A 22,958-nucleotide genomic window follows, 5' to 3' on the forward strand; every position below is an offset into this window, starting at 1 on the left:
TGCCTGCGCATTGCCGAGCAGCGGACGCCGCGCGGTTTGCGATCCTGCGCCCGGTTGTCGATGATGGGCGCCTGCATGCCCCGGGCGCCGGCCGGCTCCCGGCCCACTGTGCCCGACGTCTGCGACGGATCCCATGTACGAACAAGTCTCCCACTCGCTGCTGAACGAGATCCTGGACGAACTGAAGCCGGAGATCCGGCGCCAGGATCTGCGCTATTTCTACACCCGGCTCGGCGCGAACTTCTACGCGATCCACTCGCTGTTTCACTCGCTGTACGGCACCCGCGAGGACTTCAAGGAGAAGTCGATCAAATTGGTCGAGGTGATGGCGAGCCGCTACATCGAGCGCTCGACCGAGCTCGAGACCCAGGACAAGGAACGCGAGCACAACCACAACTGGTTCCTGAGTCAGGAATGGGTCGCGCTGGCGCTGTACGCGGACGGCTTCGCCGGCAACCTCGACGGCCTTTGTTCCCGCGTCCATTACTTCCAGGAACTCGGCGTGAACATGCTGCACATCATGCCGATGCTGCTCTGCCCGGAGGACGCCAGCGACGGCGGCTATGCGGTCAGCGACTTCCGCCGGATCGATCCCCGCGTGGGCAGCCTGGAAGAATTGCGGCAACTGGCCGCGTCGATGCGCAAGCGCGGCATGCTGCTGACGCTGGACGTGGTCGTGAACCACACCTCCGACGAGCACGAATGGGCGCAGAAGGCGCGCGCCGGCGACAGGAAATACCAGGACTACTACTACATCTTCCCGAACCGCGACATCCCGGACATGTTCGAGGAGACCATGCCCGAGATCTTCCCGGAGACCTCGCCCGGCAATTTCACCTACGACGAGGAGATGGGCCAGTGGGTGATGACGGTCTTCAACTCGTTCCAGTGGGACCTGAACTACAGCAACCCCGACGTCTTCATCGAGATGCTCGACGTGCTGCTGTTCTGGGCGAACCAGGGCGCGGACATCCTGCGCCTCGACGCAGTCGCCTTCCTGTGGAAGAAGATCGGCACGACCAGCCAGAACGAGCGCGAGGCGCACCTGATCCTGCAGCTGATGAAGGACTGCTGCCAGGTCACCGCCCCCGGCGTGCTGTTCATCGCCGAGGCCATCGTCGCACCGCTCGAGATCATCAAGTACTTCGGCGAGGACGCGGTGATCGCGAAGGAATGCGAGATCGCGTACAACGCGACCTTCATGGCGCTGCTCTGGGACGCGATGGCGACGCGCAATGCGCGCCTGCTGAATTTCGGCATCAAGAGCTTGCCGAACAAGCTCGACCGCGCGACCTGGCTGAACTACGTACGCTGCCACGACGACATCGGGCTTGGGTTCGACGACCGCGACATCGTCGCCGCCGGCTATGAGCCCTTCGCCCACCGCAAGTTCCTGGTCGACTACTTCACCGGACAGTACGAGGGTTCGGACGCGCGCGGCCAGCCGTTCGGCCGCAACGAGAAAACCGGCGATGCGCGCATCTCCGGTTCGCTGGCGTCGCTCGCCGGCCTCGAGAGCGCGCTCGAAGCCGGCGACGAGAAGGCGATCGACCGCGCGATTCAGCGCATCCTGCTGCTGCACGGAATGATCATGTCCTTCGGCGGCATTCCACTGCTGTACTACGGCGACGAGATCGGCACCCTCAGCGACTACAGCTACCTCCAGGACCCGAACAAGGCCGGCGACAGCCGCTGGATGAACCGGCCGCGCATCGACTGGGAGAAGGCCGAGCGCCGGCACCAGCACGGAACCGTCGAGCAGCGCGTCTTCGACGGCATCCGCAAGATGATCGCGGCGCGCAAGGGCATTCCCGCGTTTGCGGATTTCAACAACCGCGAGCTGATCGATCTTGAGAATCCGCACCTGTTTGCGTATCTGCGCACGCACCCGGAACAGCAGCAGTCCTGCGCGGTGCTGGTGGTCGCGAACTTCGACGCGAACCCCCAGTACCTGGAGCTGAACCAGATCCGCTACCGCAGCCTGTACCTGCGCGGCACCTTGCAGGATCTACACAGCGGCGAAATCCCCCGTCTGTTCAACGACCGGCTGGTAATCCCCCCCTATCGCTTCTACTGGCTCGGCCACGCGCGCTGACACGGGCGTCGAACGCCGAACCACGCCCCCGGAACCATCCGGGGGCTGCGCGAACGCCGCACGGCGGACCATGGCCTTTTTCGCCCCACCGGTCGTGTGGGCCGGATGCGCGCTCGCACCCGATCAACGGCTGGTCTGCGGTTGCACGCGGACGCCGTCGCGCACCCGGTCACCGGGATGCGTGACCACGACCTCGCCGGGACTCAGGCCGTCGACGATCTGCGAGATCATCCCGCTGCGCCGCCCGGGCTGCACCAGCCGTTCCCGCGCACGTCCCTCCGCGACCACGAACACCGCCCACTGGCCATCGACCCGGAACAACGCGCTGGTCGGCACCTGGATCACGTCCTCTCCCTCCCACAGCACGAACTCGGCGTCGACGCGAAAGCCCACCCCCAGCCGTTCGGTCGCCTGCTGCACGTCGGCGAAATCGACGATCACCGGTACCCGCTGCTCGTCGACGCCCAGCGCGGACACCCGCGTGAAACCGGCCGGCTCCACGCGCCGCACTTGCCCGTGCAGCAACTCGTCTCCGCCCCAGCCTCCGATCCGCACCGGCATTCCCGAACGCACCCGCACCGCGTCCATCGACAGCAAGTCCACCTGGATCTCGAGATCCGCGAGGTCCCCGATCTCGAGCACCGGCTCACCGGCATGGATCGCGCCCTCGCAGCAGCGATGACGCGTGAGCACCACGCCCGCCGACGGCGAGCGCACCTCGAGCAGCGGCTGATCGTCGTCCGGCCGCGTTCCGCTGGCGATGTCGAGCACCGCCCGCGCGCTCTCGACCTCGGAACGCGCGACCTCGACCGAATGTTCGGCCGCCCGGGCCGCGGCCCGCTGGCGATCCCGCGCGCTGCGCGCCCGTTCCATCTCCGTGGCCGACACCAGTTCCCGCTCGCGCAATTGCCGGTAGCGCTGGAACTCGGACTCGGCAAACTGGGCCTCGGCCTGTTCGGTCTCGAGGTTCGCACGCGCGGTCTCGAATCGGGCCCGGGCGGCAGACAAGTTCTCGCGGGCCTGCTCGAGGCTGCGGGCATCGAGCGCCGGCGCCGGAAGCGGTTCCATCCGGAACACGACCTGCCCCAGATCCACCGGATCCCCGGCCTCCAGCGCGACCCGCTGCAGGTAGCCTGCGATCGGCGCCGACACGGTGAAGGTGTCGCGCAGGCGGGTCCGCCCTTCCTCCTCGACCGACTCGACGAAGGATCCGGAACGCACCTCCGTGGTACTCACCGGCACCGGTGCCGGCATCAGCGCCCAGGCGAGCAATCCGGCTGCCACCAGCAACACCAGTGCCCAGAGGATCTTCTTGCGCCATTTCATTTTGCCACGCTCCTCCTGCCCCATCGCGCGCTCATTCCACCGCCTTCAGCACCGAAACCTTGTCCAGCCGGTGCAGCCGCCGTACCACCAGAACCGCCGCAACCGCGGAGGCCGCCAGCACCGCAGCGGTGGCAAAGCCGTAGGCGCCCGGCGTCAGCACCAGCGGCACCCGGAACATGTCCATGCTGAACGCCTGGTTCAGTGCCCAGGCGAACCCGGTGCCGATCAGCCAGCCGACCGGCAGCGCGACCACCGTCAGTGCCAGGATCTCGCCGACCAGGATGGCACTCACCTCGGCGCGCGAGTAGCCGAGCACCTGCAGCGTCGCGAGCTCGCGCGCGCGTTCGGCGAACGCGATGCGGGCATTGTTGTAGACCACGGCGAACGCGATCGATCCCGCGAGCAGCACGAATACCAGCGCGAACATCAGAATGGTCTCGCCCATGTACTCCCGGATGTTGCGCTCGGCCTGTGAGATCTGCCCGATCGCGGCCACGCCAGGAATCTCCCGCAGGCTGGCGAACAGCGCGGTCTCGCGTTCCGGATCGACCAGCAGCCAGGCGCCGGTCACCGCGGGGCCTTCGCGCATCAGCCGGTTCACTGCGTCCCTGCGCATGTAGGCGCTGACCCCGAGCGGTTCGTCCACTACCCCGGCCAGCGGCACCGAGACGGTCCGGCGATGGCCTTCCTGGACCTCCACGCGCACCGGGTCTCCCACCCGCAACCCCAGATCCTTGGCGAGGTAGTCGGTCAACAGCAGGCCCTCGGGAGGCAGGCGCTGGGGCCGCTGCCGGCCATCGAGCAACTGGCGCAGCTGCGGCTGCTCGTCCAGCCCGAGGATCGCGGTGCGGTACTCGCGGTGTCCCGCCAGCAAGCGCACCGGCACGCTGCGGTAGGTTTCGACCGCGAGCACCCCGGGCTGGTGGCGCAGTTCGCCGTGGACCCGCGCCGGAGTCGGGTCGGTGAAGGTCAGATGCACGTCCATTCGCAGCACCAGCCGGTACTGGGTGTCGAGCATGTGATCGACCGCGTTGAGCTGGTAGGCGCCCATCACCAGCAGCCCCACCGACATCGCGATGCCGAGCACCGACAGGCCTGCCTTCACCGGGTGGCGGCCGATATTGCGCAATACGATCCGCGCGCCCTGGTCCAGCCAGCGGTCGGGAACCGCGCGCTCGATCCAGCCCTTGCGGAACCTCGCGGGCGGTTCCGGACGCATCGCCTCGGCGGGCGGCAGACTGACCGCGCGCCAGACCGAGCGCAGCGTTCCAAGCAGCGCGGCGCCGAAGGCAACCGCAACCGCGAGCAACAGCACCCAGCCCTGCAGGCGGAAGCGCAGCTCGGGAAACCGGAAGTACTCGGTGTAGATCGCGGCCAGCCCGGTGCCCGCCCAGAGGCCGAGCCCGACGCCCAGCACGCAACCGACCAGCACGATCAGCCCGGTGAGCATTCCGTAGTGGAGCGCGATGTCGCGATTGCGGTAGCCAAAGGCTTTCAGCACCGCGACCTGCTCGCGCTGCGCGCGGATGATCCGGCCCATCACCACGTTCAGCAGAAACGCCGAGACCAGCAGGAAGATCGTCGGCAGGATCGCCGCCTGCGCGCGCAACTGCCGCAGCTCCTCGTACAGGAAGCGGTGCGACGGCTGATCGTCGCGGCCATGAGCGCCGATGCCGCCGTAGCGCGCGAGGATCCGGTCGAGATGCTCGATCACCGCGGCCTCGGAGGCCCCGGCCTGCAGGCTTACGACCACGCTGTTGAATGCGCCGTCCATGCCGTAGGCACTGGCCAGCGCGCGCCGGTTCATCCACAGAATGCCGTAACGCTCGTAGTCGGGCAGCAGGTCGCTCGGCGCGACCTGGTAGACGAACTCGGGCGACAGCACGATCCCGCTGACGCGCAGCGTCGTCAGCCGGCCGTTGATGATCGCGCGTAGCGGGTCGCCGGCGCGCAGCCCGTGGGCCTCGGCGAAGGCGTCGCTGACCGCGACCTGGTCCGAACGCCCGGAGTCCGGCAACCGCCCCTCACGCAAGTAGAGCTGGTTCAGCAAGGGCTGGCGCCCGTCCGGAATCGACACCAGCAGGCCGCGCACCGGCTCGTCGAAGTCGGGAATCTCGAGCCGCACCGCGGCCTGCACCCGGGTCTCGGCAACGTTGACTCCGGGAATCTCGCGCAGACGCTCGACCAGACCGTCCGGGGCACGCTTCAGGTCGGCGAACACATCGGCAAAGTGGTAGTCCTGGTAGAAGCGCTGCTGGGTCAGCGACAGCGCATCGAGCGTCGTCACCGCGATGATCAGCGTCATCACCCCCGCCGCGATCACCACCGCGATCGCCGCCGCCTGCCCCTTCAGCGTCGCAAGGTCGCGCAGCAGCTTGCGGTCCAGGGCACGCATCGAGAGGCCCGCGCTACCAGCGCAGTTCGCCCGGAGCGCGCCGCCGCGCGTTTTCGTGTACCTCGGCGACCTGCCCGTCGTGCAGGCGAATCACCCGGTCGGCCATCTCGCCGATCACCTCGTTGTGGGTAATGATCGCGACCGTGGTGCTCATCTCGCGGTTGATGTGCTCCAGCGCCTCGAGCACCCGAATCCCGGTCTTCGAATCCAGCGCTCCGGTGGGCTCGTCGCAAAGCAGCACCGCCGGCTGTTTCGCGATCGCGCGCGCGATCGCGACGCGCTGCTGCTCGCCGCCGGAGAGTTGCGACGGGAAGTGGTCGAGGCGCTCGTCGAGCCCGACCAGGGCCAATGCCTGTTCGGCCGGCATCGGGTTGCGGGCGATGTCGGTGACGATCGTGACGTTCTCGCGCGCGGTCAGGCTCGCGATCAGATTGTAGAACTGGAACACGAATCCGACGTGCTCGCGCCGGAATGCGGTCAGCACCGGCTCCGAGGCATCGGTCAGATCCTGGTCCCGGTACCGCACGCTGCCTTTGGTCGCGGTATCGAGCCCGCCCATGATGTTCAGAAGCGTCGACTTGCCCGATCCCGACGCGCCCAGCAGCACCACCAACTCGCCCGCGTAGAGCTCCAGGTCCACGCCGCGCAGCGCATGAATCTCGACCTCCCCCATCCGGTACATCTTGGTCAGGCCACGGGTCTCGAACACGACCTGCCGGTTCCCCGGTCTTGCGGATTCGCTGGCTGCGACAGCCTTCATGAATCGATGATAGCGCAGCCGGCAGGGCGCGCGGCCATTGGCAATGCGCGAGTGGCAATACGCGAGGCGGGAGCCCCGGCAGCAACGGGCGCTGTGTTGCCGCTCCTGCGGCGGGCACGCCCCGGCCAGGCGGATCAGCGGACCAGCACGGCCCCGCGCAAGCCACTTCCGGGGTTTCCGGCGACGGTACACAGGATCTCGACGAACACCTCGGCCGCCGCCGGGTCGCGTTCGCGAAACCCCTGAAAGCCGGTGACGACCAGCACCCGCTCCGGACCGCTTCGATCCTCGGGATCGAACAGGGCCTCTTCCAGCGCGTCCCAATTGAAGCCGAACCAGGCACCGAAGCCCAGCGCCTGGTGGAGCTTCTGCAGCAGCATCGCCTTGTCGCCCACGCCGGCCAGGTCCACATGCTGCACGTCCAGCGATTCACCGCGCAGCGCCTCCAGCACCGCGGCAGGGTCGCCGCCGTCAGACAGTTCGAGCAGCGGCTCCGTGCCGGCCAGCCACTCGGGCAGTGCCGACGGGCCGGCGACGGGCGGCATCAGCGGATCCTCCGAAAACTTCGGTAATGGTCGTGGGTGTAGTAGACCTCGCCGTCCTCCCCGATCACCAGCCGCTGGGGACCGGCATGCGTGATGCCGGACGTGCGGATCACGTATTCCCGGTAATGCCCGGACGGCCGCGCCGGCAGCAGTCCCTCGCGGTTATGGAACACGCCGCCGTCGTTGCGGTGCGGGTCACGCTCGCCGGCCGCGATGCGCTCGAGCGCCGGCGCCAGGTCGACGTCGCCCTGCCAGGCCACTCGGCCGTCCAGGTCGCGCACCTCGACGTCGGGCACCACCAGCCCCTGCGCGTCGCCGGGGGCCGGTTCCTCGACCTGCGGCGGGGCCGGTGCCGGCTCCGGTCCCAGCCAGGAATTCGGCGCGAACTGCAAGGCCGCGAACGCGACGGCCAGGATCAGCAGGGTGAGCAACAACGGTTTCTTCGGCATCCGGGGATCCTCCGCGGGTTGGAATCAGCGCCTGCAACCATACCCCCTGCGCCCGCGCAGGGAAGCGGCATCTGCCCGGCACGGCGCGCAGGGACGGTGTTCAGCGAGCCTCAGCCGTCGTCGCTCGGCCAGCGCATCCGGCCCCGTCCCTGCTTGCGCTGTCCGCGGGCCTTCTTGCCGCTCAGGCGGCGTTCCCGCGAGGCGCGGGTCGGGCGCGTCGGGATGCGCGGCGCCGGGGGGCGTTCGGCTTCGCGCAGCAGCTCGGCGAGCCGCGCGAGCGCGTCCTCGCGGTTGCGTTCCTGGCTGCGGAAACGCTGCGCGTGGATGATCAGCACGCCCTCGCGGGAGATACGCTTGCGGGCGATCCGGCACAGACGATCCCGGGTCTCGGGCTTGAGCGCCGCACAGGCGTGGACGCGAAAGCGCAGTTCCACCGCGCTGTCGGTCTTGTTCACGTGCTGTCCACCCGGACCGGTCGAGCGCTTGAAACGAAACTCGAGATCTTCGTCGGGCAATTCGAAATCCGGGCCGACCGCGATCAGCGCCATGGGAGTTCCTCGGCACTCGCGCACGCGGGTGTGGGGATCCCCGCAACGCGGCCGCAGGCGTTCAGACGCTGCCGCAACAGGTGGGCGGTTCGTCGCGCCGGGCGGAATGCAAAACCCGGGCCGTGCGTTGCGCCATCCTCTGCTCCCACCACCGCAACGGGTTGCCAGGATCCCTTCGCGATCCCGGTCAGGCATCGTGCCGGTTTGTTGTCGGCGCCGGAAATCCTTAGGCTATGCGCCTTCCCGGTTCGGGTCACCCTGCGGCCGGCGGCCTCGGTCGGACCCGAATCCTCCGGACTCGCGGGCCACACCGCGCCACCCCGGCCAGGCCCGCAGCAATCGCTGTGCCTCCGCGCAACCGCGGCATCGCGCGGCATCCGCTGCCGGCCGGCGAATCCGTTCATCCACAACCAAGGAGTCTCCATGTCCGCTCTGATCTGCGGTTCCATCGCCTTCGACACCATCATGGTCTTTCCCGATCGCTTCAAGAACCACATCCTGCCGGACAAGGTGCATATCCTCAACGTGTCCTTTCTGGTGCCGGAAATGCGGCGGGAGTTCGGTGGCTGCGCCGGCAACATCGCCTACAACCTGAAATTGCTCGGCGGCGAACCGATCCCGATGGCCACGGTCGGCTCGGACTTCGGCGTGTACGCGGAATGGCTGGACCAGCAGGGAATCGACCGCCGCCATGTGCGGACGATCGACGGCAGCTTCACCGGCCAGGCGTTCATCACCACCGACCAGGACGACAACCAGATCACCGCCTTCCATCCGGGCGCGATGAACTTCTCGCATCACAACCGGGTGCAGGATGCCGAGGGCGTGCGCCTGGGCATCGTCTCCCCCGACGGCCGCGACGGCATGATCCAGCACGCCGCGCAGTTCGCCGAGGCCGGCATCCCGTTCTTTTTCGACGTCGGGCAGGGACTGCCGCTATTCAGCGGCGACGACCTGACACGTTTCCTGGAGCAGGCGACCTACGCTGCCTTCAACGATTACGAGGCGCAGTTGACGGCCGAACGCACCGGCCTGACGCTGGAACAGATGGCCGAGCGTGTCGATGCGATGATCGTGACCCGCGGCGGCGAGGGATCGGACATCTACACGGCGGGCCAGCGCATCACCATCCCCGCGGTGCAACCGACTGCGGTGGTCGACCCCACCGGCTGCGGCGACGCCTACCGCGCGGGCCTGCTCTACGGGCTGGAGAACGGCATGGACTGGGAGACGACGGGGCGGATCGCCTCGCTGCTCGGATCCATCAAGATCGCGACCGCCGGAACCCAGAACCACCACTTCACGCGCGAGCAATTCGCCGAGCGCTTCCACGAGGCCTTCGGCTACCGGTTCTGATCGCGCGATCCCGGCCGGCTCCGGCGGGCCGGGGCACCCGAACCGGTGCCCGCGGGCATCGGGCGGGCACAGTGGACGGCGTAGCGCCCGCTGCCATCCCGGTACATCCCGCAGAGTCAGCAGTCGCCGAGGCGGCGCCCTTCGAGCACGATCTCCATCTGCATCGGTCCCATCGGGGTGTTCATCCGTGCGGACATCGTGCCCTCGGCACGATCACCGAGAAAATGCATCTCGGCATCCATCGTCATGTCCATGCCGTCCTCGTGCTGGCAGCTCATGGTGTAATTCATCCCGTCGGCGCGAACGTCCTGGGAGGTGATCTCGCATTCCTCGACATCGACGTCGAACAACTGCCCGTCGGACAGATCCTCGGCGGTCACGCACTCGCGACTGGTTTCCCGCTGTTCGGGCATCATCCCGTTCGCGAACGTCGTGGTCGTGACCATTTCCCAGTCGCCGGGTTGCAAATTGGGCTGCGTGGCCGAAACCGCAAGGGGCAATGCAAACAGGGCGACTGCGAGGAGGCTGCGATAAGGCATGGCATTTCCTTGTCGTTGGGGTGGAGGCGGGATTCGATCCGGTCGTCCGCTGGACGGGCGCTGCAGACGGATGCGCATGGAAGGCCGCCACGCTGCCACGCCCGCCCTGGAAGGTCAAACCGAAGCCGGCCGGCGGGGTGATACCCTGATCGCCTCACACAGACCGCGCCGGTCGGTCGAGCACGATCGCCGCGCCGCGAATCCGCATGGGGAGGAAGCCTCACGATGCCGCCGCCCACCCGCCCGCCGCGAATCTCCACCGGCAGCCGACCTGCTGCGATCCTGCTGTTGATGCTCAGCCTGCTGGCCGCCTGCTCGCCGCGGCCGGAACCCTTGGCACCGCTACGCGGCGACGCGGTGATCCTCGCCTTCGGGGACAGCCTCACCGCGGGTACCGGCGCCAGCGCCGACCGTTCGTTTCCGGCAGTGCTCGAGCAACGGACCGGGCGCAGCGTGATCAATGCCGGGCGTCCCGGCGAACGCTCGGCCGAAGGCCTGGCCCGTTTGCCAGCGCTGCTCGACGAGCACCGGCCCGACCTGCTGATCCTGACCCATGGCGGCAACGATCTGCTGCGGCGCATGGACATCGACCAGACGCGGGACAACGTCGCGGAAATGGTGCGCCTGGCGCGCTCGCAGGGCGTCGACGTGCTGCTGGTGGCCGTGCCGGCGCCGACCCTGCTGCGGCTGCGCAGCGAACCGATCTACGCCGGGATCGCCGACGAATTCCGCATTCCGCTCGAGGAAGGAGCGCTGGCGCACATCCTGGGCCGGGACGCGCTGAAGGCCGACCCGATCCACCCGAATGCCGCAGGCTACCGCGTACTGGCCGAACGCATTCACGAACTGCTGGTACAGTCCGGAGCGCTTTGATCCTCCGCCGGTTCACGTCCCCGGACGCAGCGGCCGCTGCCGCACTCACCGGGGAGCACCAGTGGCCGAGACAACGCGCAGTGCCCGAGAGCGGCCACAGCGGGAACGTCAGCGCACCGCGGCGAGGAAATGCATGTGCCGTTCGTAGTGTTCGAGCACGTCGTTGATCACGTCCTCCCGGGCCCAGCCCATCACGTCGTAGTCCTGCCCGCCCTCCTTCAGGTGGACCTCGGCGCGGTAGAACTTCAGCGCCTCCAGGCGCTGGTCGCGGGTGTCGCGCATCACGAAGGTCGGGGGTTCGTAGGCGCGCGGTCGCACCGAGTAGAAGAAATCGATCTCGTCGCCGTGGCGTACCTCCACCCACACCCGGCCGTCTTCACCCTGGCCCATCTCGGCTGCCAGCCCCTGCTTGCGCAGTTCCTCGGCGACCTCGCTCAGCGCCGGCTTGACCGACTCGGCGATGTAGCGGATCACTTCCTTGCGCTTGGGCTGGTGAATCAGCGCATGCAGCCGGTTGCGCCAGTTGCGGACGGCATGCGGCCCGCTGGGCATCACCCGTGCCTCGCGCAGGCTGACGCGCTTCACGCCCTCGATGCGCAATGCGCTGAGTAACCCCCAGCACATCAGGATCATCACGATCGTGAACGGGAGCGCGCTGGCGATCGTCGCGGTCTGCAGGGCCGCAAGCCCCCCGGCGATCAGCAGCGCCGCGGCGACGACACCTTCGACGATCGCCCAGAAAATGCGCTGCCAGGTGCGGGACTCGTCCCGCCCGCCGGAGGTCAGGATATCCACCACCAGCGAGCCCGAGTCCGACGAGGTCACGAAGAACGTCACCACCAGGGTCGTCGCGATCAGCGCCATCAACCCCGACAGCGGCAGGTGTTCGAAGAACTGGAACAGTGCCACCGAAGTGTCGGCGGCCACCGCGTCCGCCAGTTCGGTGATGCCCTGCACCATGATCATGTGCAGCGCGGTGTTGCCGAAGAAGGTCATCCACATCAGCGTGAAACCCAACGGCACCAGCAGCACGCCGACCACGAACTCGCGGATCGTGCGCCCGCGCGACACCCGCGCGATGAACATGCCGACGAACGGTGCCCAGGCGATCCACCAGCCCCAGTAGAACAGCGTCCAGCCGCCGATCCAGCTGGTCGGCTCGTAGGCATAGAGGTTGAAGGTCATGTGGAACAGCTGCGACACGTAATTGCCGGTGTTCTGGACCAGTGTCTGCAGCAGGAACACAGTGGGTCCGGCGACCAGCACGAAAGCGAGCAGGCCGCCGGCCAGGATCATGTTCAGCAGCGAGATGCGGCGAATCCCGGCGTCGAGGCCAAGGGCCACGGAGACCGTCGCGATCGCGGTGATCACCGCGATCAGGATCACCTGGATCGTGATCGTGCTGGGCACGCCGAACAGGTACTCGAGGCCGGAGTTGATCTGGATCACGCCGAAACCGAGCGAGGTGGCTACCCCGAAGATCGTCCCCAGCACCGCAAAGATGTCGACGACGTGACCGATCGGCCCGTAAATGCGCTCCCCGATCAGCGGATACAGCGAGGAACGGATCGTCAGCGGCAGCCCGTGGCGAAACGCGAAATACGCGAGCGCCAGGGCCACCACGGCGTAGATCGCCCAGGCATGCACTCCCCAGTGGAAGAAGGTGATGCGCATCGACTGCCGCGCGGCTTCCACGGTCTCGGGATCGCCGACCGGCGGTGTCACGTAATGCATGACCGGTTCCGCGACACCGAAAAACATCAGGCCGATCCCCATCCCGGCGGAGAAAAGCATCGCGAACCAGGATCCGTAGCTGTAGTCAGGCTCGCTGTGATCCGGACCGAGCTTGATCCGTCCGAAACTCGAGAGCGCCAGTGCGATCACGAACACGATGAACCCGGCGACCGCCAGCACGTAGAACCAGCCCACCGACTCGATGATCCACCCCTGGACCGCGTCGAACAGGACCCCAGCGGTTTCGGTGAATACCGCCGCGAGCAGCACGAAGACCAGGGTCAGGACCGCTGAAACGATGAATACCGGCGGATTCATCTGGATCCACGGCCGCGCCCCCTCGGCAGCCCCGACATTCGCCTCGTCACGCTCCGCCATCTGCATCCCCCCGAGATCTCAGCTGACCGGCCGACACCGGCCCAAAGGCACTTGAGCACGAAGCGCAGCTCGCGGTCAAAAGGCACTTTACGCTGGGGGCGGCTGGAAATGGCGCGCACGTGGCCTATCCTTAAAGTTCAAAGACCCGAAGTGAAACGACATACGAGTGATCATGATCAGGTTCAGAACTTTCGGACTGCCGGTATTTGCGATGCTGGCGCTGGGCACGAACCAGGCCGCGTTGGCCGACTCGGAGCAGGAATTGCAGCGCGGTGCCGGCGCAGACGACGCCGGCCTCCTGATGCTGGCGCAACAGACTCCGCGCAGCACGTTCCGTGGCCAGCCGGAGTATCCGCCGCCCGACTACCTGGCCGAGTTCGAGGAAGGAGAGCAGCGCGAGACCCAGCGGCAGCGGCAGGATTCCGGCCAGCGCTTCGACCCGCGCAGTGTGGACCGCGGACAAGCGGCCCCGGAGTTCGCGCCCGGCGGCTACGACCGCAGCCTCCCCGGCCGCGCGGGCGAACGCGCGCAAACGCCCCGCACCGACTTCGGTTCGGTGACCGGGTACGGCAGCGCACCGGCCACCCCTGGCACGATGCCCCGGCGCGGCGACTACGGTGAGCCCCGGCGCGGCGACTACGGTGAGCCCCGGCGCGGCGACTACGGTGACCCGTACCGGCCGGGCGCGGTTCCCGGCGATCGGGGCCGCATGCCGGATCCGCGCGACCGCAGGCCCCCGACGACCGGCGCCGGCGAATACCCGGGTGACCAACCGCGCTGGCCGGAGCGCCCACCGGCGCCCACCGGCGAACACCAGTGGCCGACCGCACCTGGGGGCAGCTACCTCACCCGGCCCGAGTTTCCCTCGGCGCAGCGGGAACGCAGCCGACCGGACGCGCCCTCTCGCGACTTCCCGGACGCGCCGGAATTCCCAGCGCCGGGCCGCGGCAGCTTCGACTGGCAGCGGTAGCGCGACCGATCAGCGCTGGCGGCGCCAGATCAGCGTCAGGTTATTGACCGGCATCGCGACCTGGCCGACGAGTTCCAGCTCGCAGCGCTGCGCGGCGTTGCGCAGATCGGCCAGGTCGCGCACCCCCATCCCGGGATCGCTGCGGCGCAGTGCCGCATCGAACGCGGCATTCGACGCCGCGGTTTGCCGGCCATCGACCGAAAAAGGCCCATACATCGCGAATACCCCGCCGCCGCGCAACACCTGCGCGACCCCGGCGAGCATCGCGAGCACCTCGCGCCAGTGCATGATGTGCGCGGTATTGGCCGTGTAGGCATAGTCGAAGACCTCGTCCGGCCAGGGGCCGGTCGCCACGTCGAGCGCGCGCGCAGGGCGCAGGTTGGCCAGACCCGCAGCCGCGCGCCAGGCCTCGATGCCCCCGAGATGGGCGGCGACATCGCTCGGCTGCCATTCCAGATGCGGCAGCGCCGCAGCGAAATGCACCGCATGCTGGCCGGTCCCGCTGCCGATCTCGAGCACGTTTCCCGGAGCGCCGAACCACTCGCGCAGCACCTCCAGAATCGGGCCCTTGTTCTGCTCGGCCGACTCGGCAAAGGGCCGCTGCATGGTCATGCCTGCTGCAGCCGCTGACGCAGCCAGTCGATGGTCGCCTGCGTAGCCGCGTCATGGGTATGGCCCGCACCCGGTTCGGCGAAATCCTCGAGCACGCGGCCGGCCAGCTGCTTGCCCAGCTCGACGCCCCACTGATCGAAGGCATTGATATCCCAGAGCGTCGCGAGCAGGTAGATCTTGTGCTCGTAGAGCGCGATCAGCGCACCAAGCGTCTGCGGGTCCAGCCGCTCGAGCAGAATCACCGTGCTTGGCCGGTTGCCCGGGAAGCTGCGATGCGGCGCCAGCCGCGCCACTTCCGCCTCCGGCAGCCCCTGCGCGGCCATCTCCGCCGTTGCCTCCGCGGCGGTCTTGCCCAGGGCCAGCGCCTCGGCCTGCGCGACCAGGTTCGCGAGCAGGATCGGATGATGCTCGGGCAGGCCGTGTTCCGGTTGCGCGACCCCGATGAACTCGGCGGACGCCCAGCGCGTGCCCTGATGCAGCAACTGGTAGAACGCATGCTGCCCGTCGGTGCCGACCGCACCCCAGACCAGCGCCCCGGTCTCGCGCTCGGCTGCCCTGCCATCGTGGCGTACGCCCTTGCCCAGGCTCTCCATCTCCGCCTGCTGCAGGTACGACGGCAGCAGTTTCAGCCGTTCGTCATAGGGCAGCACCACCCGCGCACAGGCGCCCAGCAGGTTGTGGTTCCAGACATCCACCAGCGCCATGCGCATCGCGGCATTCGCGGCGACCGGCGCCTCCAGCACATGCCGGTCCATTGCATGGGCGCCGGCCAGAAACGCGCGAAATCCATCCATGCCGAGATACAGCGCGATCGGCAGGCCGATCGCAGACCACACCGAATAGCGCCCGCCAACCCAGTCCCAGAACCCGAACATGTTGCGCGTATCGATGCCAAACGCGGCGACCCGCTCGGCATGCGTCGACACGGCCACGAAATGCCGGGACACCGCCTCGGGGTGATCGGTATGGCGCAGCAGCCAGGATCGGGCGGAGCGGGCGTTGGTCAGCGTTTCCTGGGTGCCGAAGGTCTTCGAAGCGACGATGAACAGCGTGGTCTCGGGATCGACCTGCGCGAGCACCGCATCCAGTGCGGCACCGTCGATGTTGGAGACAAAATGCATGTCCAGCGCACGCCCGTCGGCCGCGGGCACCGCCAGCGGCGCCAGCGCCCGACAGACCATCCGCGGCCCCAGGTCGGACCCGCCGATGCCGATGTTGACCACGCTGCGGATCGGGCGCCCGGAATACCCGCGGTGGCTCCCGTCGTGGACCCCACGCACCAGATGGCCGATGGCATCGAGAACGGCGTGCACGTCGCCGACCACGTCGCGGCCGTCGATCATGCATTGGGCCTCGCGCGGAAGGCGCAGCGCCATGTGCAGCGCCGCCCGATCCTCGGTGGTGTTCACGTGCTCCCCCCGGTTCTGGTGCTCCAGCGCCTGATCCAGCCGCGCCGCGCCCGCGAGCGCGTACAGCGCCTGCCAGGCCGCTTCGTCCAGACGCTGGCGGGTCCAGTCCAGACGCATGCCCGCCAGGTCGAGCACATCGCGCTCTACCCGGCCCGGCTCTTCGGCGAGCAGGTCGCGCAAACGAATGTCGCGGAGGCGGTCGCGCGCTTCGGCCAGTTGCGGCCAGGGCAATGCAGCGTCGGTCTGGGACACGGGAACTCCTACAGGTCTGCGGGCATGAAAAAGTCGTAGGCCTTACACTACCAGGCACTAAAACTACAATGGCAGCCGCGGCCAGACAACGCGACCCCGGAGTCCGCATCATGCGCATCCTCTTTGCGAGCAGTGAAGCCTACCCCCTCGCCAAGACCGGCGGGCTGGGCGATGTCAGCTCGAGCCTGCCCGCCGCGCTGAAACAACGGCGGCAGGATGTGCGCCTGGTGTTGCCGGCGTATCCGCGGGCGGTCAGCCGGCTGGCGGATCCGACCCGGCTGCCCGGCCCCGCCAGCGCGCCCTGGAGCCTGATCCAGGGGTATCTGCCGGGCACTTCGGTGATGGTCTATCTGGTCGACTGGCCGATGTACTTCCAGCGCGACGGCGATCCCTACCGGGCCACCGATGGCAGTGACTGGCCGGACAACGCGCAGCGATTTGCCGCCTTCGCGCAGGCGGTGGCCGCAATCAGCGTCGACGACGCGCAGCTCGACTGGGCTCCGGAAATCCTGCACGTAAACGACTGGCAGACCGGGCTGGTTCCGGTCCTGCTGCGACACCATCCGCAGCGACCGCCAACCCTGTTCACGATCCACAACCTCGCCTACCAGGGTCTGTTTCCGGGCGAACTGCGTCACACACTGGGGCTTGCGGAGGACCTCTGGCATTGGGAGGCGCTCGAGTTCCACGGGCAGCTGTCGTTCATGAAAGGGGGCCTGGTATTCTCCGACGCGATTACAACCGTCTCCCCGACCTACGCGCGCGAGATCCAGACACCGGAGTCCGGAATGGGTCTCGACGGCCTGCTGCGGGCGCGCTCGGCCCGCCTGCACGGAATCCTGAACGGCGTCGACTACGGCGAGTGGAACCCGGAGAGGGACGGCTACCTGACCGCGCACTACCATGCCGACGACCTGGCGGGCAAGGGCGCCAACAAGGCCGCGCTGCAGCATGAACTGCAGCTGCCGGAGGCCCCCGATCTGCCGCTGATGGGCTACGTCGGGCGCATGGTGCCGCAAAAGGGCATCGACCTGCTGCTCGAGGCCTGCGAGCCGTTCCTCGCGGAGCGGCGGATGCAGCTGGCGCTGGTCGGCAGCGGCGACCGCGTCTTCGAGGAATCGGCGCGCGCGCTCGCGCGTGCACACCCGGACCATTGCAGCGTGGTGATCACCTACAACGAGGGGCTGGCGCACCAGATCGAGGCTGGGGCCGACGCCTTCCTGATGCCCTCGCGTTTCGAACCCTGCGGCCTGAACCAGATGTACAGCCTGCGCTATGGTACCCCGCCGATCGTTCACGCCACCGGGGGGCTGGCGGATACCGTGATCGACGCGAACCCGGCAACCCTGGACGACGGCACCGCCACGGGCTTCTGCTTCGTTCCTGCAACCGCCGCCGCGTTGAGCGAGGCGATCGGGCGCGCCCTGGCCCTGTTTGGCGAACCCGGACAGGAACGCTGGCGGACGATGATCCGCAACGGCATGGCGCGGGATTTCGGCTGGGGCCAGAGTTCGGCGGCCTACCTGCGACTCTACCGCGAACTGCGCGGATCGAGCCGCGCTTGACCGGCCGGTCATTCCGGGCGCCACCAGTGCCTGGGGTATAATGCGCGCCCTTCAACCCGAACAGGCAACGAGGCCGGCCTTCACGCCGGCCTCGTTCGTGCAGGCGCTACCATGATCCAGAACCGCATCGACGAACGCTTTCGGCCCAAGGACAAGGAGCTGCGCGCCCGCGTCCGGCTGTTCGGCGAACTGCTGGGCAACGTGATCCGCCGGCTCGAGGGCGAAGCGGTGCTGAACGCGGTCGAGACGCTGCGCAAGGGCTTCGTGACCCTGCGCAAGCGCGAGGATCCGAGGCTGCGCGAGCGCATGATGCGCTGCATTGTGCACCAGACACCCGAGATGACCGAGCGCATCATCCGGGCTTTCAGCATCTACTTCAGCCTGGTCAACATCGCCGAGGAGGACCTGTTCTACCGCTGGCGCCGTGCCCAGGTCAGCAGCGGCGAACCGCTCTGGACCGGTTCCTTCGACCGCACCCTGCGCCAACTGCACGAGGAGGGAATCTCCGCCGCGGAACTGGAACGGCTGCTGGAGGAACTCAGCTACATGCCGGTATTCACGGCCCATCCCACCGAGGCGCGCCGGCGCACGACGATGCAGAACCAGCGCCGTGTATTCCGGACCGCGGATCGGCTCAACCAGCCGCGGATCGGCGCCGAGGAGCGCCGGTCGCTGATCGCGGAGCTCGAGGCACAGATCCAGATCCTCTGGCGCACCAACGAGGTACGGGTAAAGAAGCCGCAGGTGCGCGACGAGATCAAGTACGGGCTGTTCTATTTCGAGGAAAGTCTGTTCGAAGCGATCCCGCAGACCTACCGCTACCTTGAGAACGCGGTACGGCGCACCTACGGCATCCGGCCCGACGGGAGCCTGCCCATCCGGATACCGGCGTTTCTGCGCTTCGGCTCGTGGATCGGCGGTGACCGCGACGGCAACCCGAACGTGACGCCGGAAGTCACCGCGCTGGCCTGTCGCCTGGCGATGCAGCAGGTGCTCCGGGAATACCTGCGCCGCGTTGCGGAACTGCGCAACGTGCTCACACATTCCTCGCTGATGTGTCAGCCTTCGGCCGATTTCCTGGCCAGCCTCGAGGCCGACAACAGCATCGCGCCCGCGGTGTTCCAGGGCCACATGGATCGCTACGAGACCGAGCCCTACCGGCGCAAGCTGCAGATCATGGCGTATCGCCTGAAAGAGACGCTGGCGACGGTGGAACGGCGCCTGTCCGGCGAGAGCGCGGTGCTGCCGGTGGCGTCGGCCTATGCCGGCGCCGACGCCTTCGTCGCGGACCTGCGCGTGATGCACGACTCGCTGGTCAGCCATGGCGAGCGCAACATCGCCGCAAGCGAACTGACCGACTTGATCCGCCTCGCCGAAACCTGCGGCTTTCACCTGCATCACCTCGACGTGCGCCAGGAATCGACGGTGCACAGCGCGGCGGTTGCGGCCATCCTGGCCCAGACCGGACTGTCCGCCGACTATGAAACGCTGGCCGAACCCGAACGCATCGCGCTGCTGAGCGAACTGATCGACCGGACCGAACTGCCCGATCCGGATCCCGAACAGCTGGATGCCGCTGCGCACGAAACCCTGCGCGTGTTCGAAGTGATCCGCGACATGCGCCAGGAGGTCGGCTCCCAGGGCATCGGCACCTACGTGATCTCGATGACCCACGCCGCCTCACATGTGCTCGAGGTCCTGTTCCTCGGCCGCCTCACCGGGCTGGCGGGCAAGACCGCCGACGGCCCGTTCTGCCATCTGCGCATCACTCCGCTGTTCGAGACGATCGAGGATCTGCTGCACGTGGAGGACGTGCTCAATGGCCTGCTCGGCACTCCGACCTATGCGCGCATGCTCGCCGCGGGCGGCAACCTCCAGGAAGTCATGCTTGGCTACTCGGATTCCTGCAAGGACGGCGGCATCCTGGCCTCGAGCTGGAACCTCTACGAGGCGCAGAAAAAGATCGTCGCGATCACCACGCGCTTCGGTGTGCGCTGCCAGCTGTTCCATGGCCGCGGCGGCACCGTCGGCCGCGGCGGCGGCCCGACTCACGAGTCCATCCTGGCCCAGCCACCGGCCACGGTGCAGGGCCGGATCAAGTTCACCGAACAGGGCGAGGTGCTGTCGTACAAATACAGCAACGTCGAAACCGCCGTGTACGAAATCGGCGTCGGTGCCACCGGACTGATCCTTGCGAGCCGCGGACTGATCCGCGCGCCAACCCACGACCGCGACGCAGACATGGCGACGATGCACGAGCTCGCGCAGCTCGGCGAGGACGCCTACCGGGAACTGGTCGACCGCACCCCCGGAGTACTCGATTACTTCTACGAAGGCACGCCGGTGCAGGAAATCGGCTTTCTGAACATCGGGTCGCGCCCCTCGCACCGGCGCAAGAGCGACCGCTCGAAGAGCTCGATCCGTGCAATTCCCTGGGTTTTCGGCTGGGCCCAGTCGCGTCACACCCTGCCCGCCTGGTACGGCATCGGGTCGGCGCTGGCCGCCTGGCGCGGAGAGGATCCGGCCCGGCTGGAGCTGCTGCAGCAGATGTACCGCGACTGGCCGTTCTTCCGCTCGCTGCTGTCCAACACCCAGATGGCGCTGACCAAGGCCGACCTGCGCATGGCCGCCGAGTACGCGAAACTGTGCAGCGACCAGGAACTGGCGGAGCGAGTGTTCGGGAAAGTGCGCGACGAGTACGCACGCACGGTGCGCGAGGTGCTGCTGGTGGCCCAGCTCGAGGCGCTGATGGACGAAACGCCGCTGCTGGCGCTGTCGCTGCAGCGGCGCAATCCCTACCTGGATCCGCTGAACAGCATCCAGATCCACCTGCTGCGCGAATCGCGGGCGCTGGAGGCCGGACAGCCGGAAGACGAGGAAATAGACAACCCCTGGATGTCGCCGCTATTGCGTTCGATCAATGCCATCGCGGCGGGGATGCGCAACACCGGTTGAGGCACCGGGCTCCGCCCCGCTGGGTTGCGGTAGACAACTCAGCGGGGCGCGGAGCGCCGCGTCAGGCCGCCTGAACGGGGATCTCGTGACCGGTGCGGGTGATCGCGTTGCCCGGGCCCAGGTAGACCAGGTTCGGCATGAAGCGGCTGGCCTCGGCAGCATCGAGTTGCGCGTAGGCACAGATGATCACCCGGTGCCCGACCGCGGCCTTGTGCGCCGCGGCTCCGTTCACCGACACCACGCCGGAGCCGGGTTCGGCCTCGATCGCGTAGGTGGTGAAGCGTTCGCCATTGTCGATGTTGTAGATCTGGATCTGCTCGAACGGCAGCATGCCCGCGGCCTGCAGCAGGTGCGTGTCGATCGCGCACGAGCCTTCGTATTCGAGCTCGCAGTGCGTGACTCGCGCCTGGTGCAGCTTGCCCTTCAGTAGCGTAATCATCATAGACGGCGTTCCGTTGGCACTGACGACCAGACGTGATTTGTGCGGCGCATTATGAGGGAAACACCCGCATCGGTAAACTTCCCCCATCACAAGCGCAGGTTGTCAATCAGCCGAGTGCCATCGAGCCAGGCCGCTGCCAGCAGGATCAATTCCCGGTCATCTGCAGCCGGTTCCTGCAAATCGCTGCGGCGTCGAACTTCGACATAATCCGGTTCGAAACCGGCCTCGCGCAGCCGTTCCCGAGCCTGCGCGGTCGCTTCCGCAAACACCGCCGGCCACCGGTCGGGCGCTTCCAGACAGACCGCGGCGGCCTCCTGCAGGCTGCGGTAGAGTTCCGGCGCACGCCCCCGAGCTGACTCGGACAGCTGACCATTGCGCGAACTCAGCGCCAGGCCGTCCGGCTCGCGCACGGTGGGCACCGCGTCGATCAGAACCGGGAAATTCAGCGCCGCCACCATGGCCTCGATCAGCTTCAACTGCTGATGGTCCTTTTCCCCGAAGACCGCGACGTCCGGCTGCACCAGGTTGAACAACTTGGCCACAACCGTCGCGACGCCATCGAAATGTCCGGGGCGGGACGCGCCCTCGAGAATCCCGGACAGCTGCGGCACCGTCACCCGTGCCGGCGGATGTCCCTGCGGGTACATCTCGGCCGGCTCCGGGCAGAACAACGCATCGACCCCGGCCTCGGCGAGCTTCTTCGCGTCGGCGTCGAGCGTGCGCGGGTAGCGTTCCAGGTCATCGGAGCGGTCGAACTGCATCGGATTCACGAACACACTGACGAGCACCCGATCGCCGCGCTCCCGGGCATGACGCACCAGCGCCAGATGTCCGGCGTGCAGGTTGCCCATCGTCGGCACGAACGCCAGCACCTGCGAATCGCGCCGCCGCCACTCGCGACAGAGAGCCGCCACCTGTCTCCGGTCGTAGACGATGCGCATCGCCGTCAGTCGAACGTATGGACGCCGGAGACCGGGAATCGGCGCGAGCGCACCGCGTCGGCGTAGGCCGCGACCGCCGCCGCGAGACTGCCGGCGCCGGCCAGGAAATCCTGCGCGAAGCGCGGTGGCTTGGGTGTCAGGCCGATCACGTCCTGCAGCACCAGCACCTGGCCGTCGCATTCCGGGCTGGCACCGATCCCGATCACCGGAACCCCGGCCGCATGCGTGATCCGCGTCGCCAGCAACTCGGGCACGCTCTCGAGCAAAAGGCATTGCGCACCCGCGACCTCGAGCGCACGCGCCTCGGCCTGCATCTGCTCGGCCGCCACGACGCCGCGCCCCTGCACACGGTAGCCGCCGTACTGGTGCACCGCCTGGGGCGTCAGCCCGAGGTGCGCACACACCGGGATGCCCGCGCCGACCATGCGCTGCACGAGATCGGCATGCCCGCCGCGGCATTCGACCTTGATCATCTGCGCACCCGCACGCATCAACGCGCCGCCCTGCTCGACTGCGGTCGCGGCATCGCGGTCGCCCAGGAACGGCAGATCGGCCATCAACAACGCGCGCCGCGCGCCCCGCGCAACGGCTTCGAGATGGTAGATCATCTGTTCAATGGTCACCGGCAGCGTCGTGTCGTGGCCCTGGACGACCATACCCAGCGAGTCCCCGACCAGGATCACATCGATGTCTGCAGCATCCAGCAGGCGGGCGAAACTCGCGTCGTAGGCGGTCAGACAGGTGATCGGCCGATGCTCGTGCTTGTATTTCTCCAGCGTTCGGATAGTCGTGCGCATGGCTCCTCCGTTACCGC

19 protein-coding genes are annotated in these 22,958 nt (G+C 67.7%); 6 read left to right on the forward strand and 13 right to left on the reverse strand.

Features of this window, described 5'->3' with window-relative positions:
- Positions 1–133 precede the first annotated feature (133 nt).
- Positions 134–2,095, forward strand: a complete 1,962-nt coding sequence (locus THITH_RS13110) for an alpha-amylase family glycosyl hydrolase (protein WP_006748892.1) — start codon at positions 134–136, stop codon at positions 2,093–2,095.
- 123 nt (positions 2,096–2,218) lie between these two features.
- On the opposite strand, the gene THITH_RS13115 is transcribed toward THITH_RS13110, so the two are convergent.
- The 6 genes from THITH_RS13115 to arfB all read right to left on the reverse strand — a co-directional run bounded on the left by THITH_RS13115 (position 2,219) and on the right by arfB (position 8,118).
- Positions 2,219–3,421 (reverse strand): efflux RND transporter periplasmic adaptor subunit, encoded by a 1,203-nt coding sequence (locus THITH_RS13115; RefSeq protein WP_006748893.1) that lies wholly within the window; start codon positions 3,419–3,421, stop codon positions 2,219–2,221.
- A 31-nt stretch (positions 3,422–3,452) separates the two neighbouring features.
- Positions 3,453–5,816, reverse strand: coding sequence for an ABC transporter permease (locus THITH_RS13120; protein WP_006748894.1), 2,364 nt, complete (start codon positions 5,814–5,816; stop codon positions 3,453–3,455).
- 13 nt (positions 5,817–5,829) lie between these two features.
- Positions 5,830–6,498 carry an ABC transporter ATP-binding protein gene (locus tag THITH_RS13125; RefSeq protein WP_408645512.1) on the reverse strand — a complete coding sequence of 223 codons (669 nt, stop codon included), beginning with the start codon at positions 6,496–6,498 and terminating at the stop codon, positions 5,830–5,832.
- Positions 6,499–6,710: 212 nt separating this feature from the next.
- Positions 6,711–7,121: a barstar family protein gene (locus THITH_RS13130; protein ID WP_006748896.1), complete on the reverse strand. Its 411-nt coding sequence runs from the start codon at positions 7,119–7,121 to the stop codon at positions 6,711–6,713.
- The gene (locus tag THITH_RS13135; protein WP_006748897.1) at positions 7,121–7,570 is read right to left on the reverse strand and encodes a ribonuclease domain-containing protein; all 450 of its coding nucleotides are present in this window, start codon (positions 7,568–7,570) and stop codon (positions 7,121–7,123) included. The genes THITH_RS13130 and THITH_RS13135 overlap by 1 nt, the downstream gene beginning before the upstream one ends.
- Before the next feature lie 110 nt (positions 7,571–7,680).
- On the reverse strand, positions 7,681–8,118 hold the full coding sequence (gene arfB, locus THITH_RS13140) for an alternative ribosome rescue aminoacyl-tRNA hydrolase ArfB (RefSeq protein ID WP_006748898.1): 438 nt from the start codon (positions 8,116–8,118) through the stop codon (positions 7,681–7,683).
- Positions 8,119–8,541: 423 nt separating this feature from the next.
- On the opposite strand from arfB, the gene THITH_RS13145 reads away from it, so the two are divergent.
- Positions 8,542–9,474 carry a carbohydrate kinase family protein gene (locus THITH_RS13145; protein ID WP_006748899.1) on the forward strand — a complete coding sequence of 311 codons (933 nt, stop codon included), beginning with the start codon at positions 8,542–8,544 and terminating at the stop codon, positions 9,472–9,474.
- A gap of 116 nt (positions 9,475–9,590) precedes the next feature.
- Here THITH_RS13145 and THITH_RS13150 read toward each other — a convergent pair whose 3' ends face one another.
- Positions 9,591–10,013, reverse strand: coding sequence for a DUF3617 domain-containing protein (locus tag THITH_RS13150; RefSeq protein ID WP_006748900.1), 423 nt, complete (start codon positions 10,011–10,013; stop codon positions 9,591–9,593).
- Between the two features lie 225 nt (positions 10,014–10,238).
- Between THITH_RS13150 and THITH_RS13155 the strand changes: the two genes are divergently transcribed.
- Positions 10,239–10,886, forward strand: coding sequence for an arylesterase (locus THITH_RS13155; RefSeq protein WP_006748901.1), 648 nt, complete (start codon positions 10,239–10,241; stop codon positions 10,884–10,886).
- Positions 10,887–10,994: 108 nt separating this feature from the next.
- Here THITH_RS13155 and THITH_RS13160 read toward each other — a convergent pair whose 3' ends face one another.
- Positions 10,995–12,998, reverse strand: a complete 2,004-nt coding sequence (locus THITH_RS13160; protein WP_006748902.1) for a BCCT family transporter — start codon at positions 12,996–12,998, stop codon at positions 10,995–10,997.
- Positions 12,999–13,170: 172 nt separating this feature from the next.
- Here THITH_RS13160 and THITH_RS13165 point away from each other — a divergent pair, with 172 nt between their 5' ends.
- A complete protein-coding gene (locus THITH_RS13165; RefSeq protein ID WP_006748903.1) occupies positions 13,171–13,968 on the forward strand; it encodes a hypothetical protein in 798 nt (265 codons plus the stop codon).
- A 9-nt stretch (positions 13,969–13,977) separates the two neighbouring features.
- On the opposite strand, the gene THITH_RS13170 is transcribed toward THITH_RS13165, so the two are convergent.
- Both THITH_RS13170 and pgi read right to left on the reverse strand, forming a co-directional pair.
- Entirely contained in the window at positions 13,978–14,580 is a 603-nt protein-coding gene (locus THITH_RS13170) for a DUF938 domain-containing protein (protein WP_025367562.1), read from the reverse strand.
- Positions 14,577–16,241, reverse strand: a complete 1,665-nt coding sequence (pgi, locus tag THITH_RS13175; protein ID WP_006748905.1) for a glucose-6-phosphate isomerase — start codon at positions 16,239–16,241, stop codon at positions 14,577–14,579. Before pgi ends, THITH_RS13170 begins: the two co-directional genes overlap by 4 nt.
- Positions 16,242–16,351: 110 nt before the next feature.
- Here pgi and glgA point away from each other — a divergent pair, with 110 nt between their 5' ends.
- Complete coding sequence (gene glgA / locus THITH_RS13180; RefSeq protein ID WP_006748906.1) at positions 16,352–17,806, forward strand: glycogen synthase GlgA; 1,455 nt, start codon at positions 16,352–16,354, stop codon at positions 17,804–17,806.
- Between the two features lie 111 nt (positions 17,807–17,917).
- Complete coding sequence (ppc, locus tag THITH_RS13185; RefSeq protein ID WP_006748907.1) at positions 17,918–20,761, forward strand: phosphoenolpyruvate carboxylase; 2,844 nt, start codon at positions 17,918–17,920, stop codon at positions 20,759–20,761.
- A gap of 61 nt (positions 20,762–20,822) precedes the next feature.
- Here the strand turns inward: ppc and panD are convergent, their stop codons facing one another.
- The 3 genes from panD to panB form a co-directional block, all read right to left on the reverse strand.
- Positions 20,823–21,203, reverse strand: a complete 381-nt coding sequence (gene panD / locus THITH_RS13190; protein WP_006748908.1) for an aspartate 1-decarboxylase — start codon at positions 21,201–21,203, stop codon at positions 20,823–20,825.
- An 86-nt stretch (positions 21,204–21,289) separates the two neighbouring features.
- Complete coding sequence (panC, locus tag THITH_RS13195; protein WP_006748909.1) at positions 21,290–22,144, reverse strand: pantoate--beta-alanine ligase; 855 nt, start codon at positions 22,142–22,144, stop codon at positions 21,290–21,292.
- Positions 22,145–22,149: 5 nt separating this feature from the next.
- Positions 22,150–22,941 (reverse strand): 3-methyl-2-oxobutanoate hydroxymethyltransferase, encoded by a 792-nt coding sequence (gene panB, locus THITH_RS13200; RefSeq protein WP_006748910.1) that lies wholly within the window; start codon positions 22,939–22,941, stop codon positions 22,150–22,152.
- Positions 22,942–22,958 lie beyond the last annotated feature (17 nt).

It is taken from the genome of Thioalkalivibrio paradoxus ARh 1 (assembly GCF_000227685.2).
Taxonomy (GTDB): domain Bacteria; phylum Pseudomonadota; class Gammaproteobacteria; order Ectothiorhodospirales; family Ectothiorhodospiraceae; genus Thioalkalivibrio; species Thioalkalivibrio paradoxus.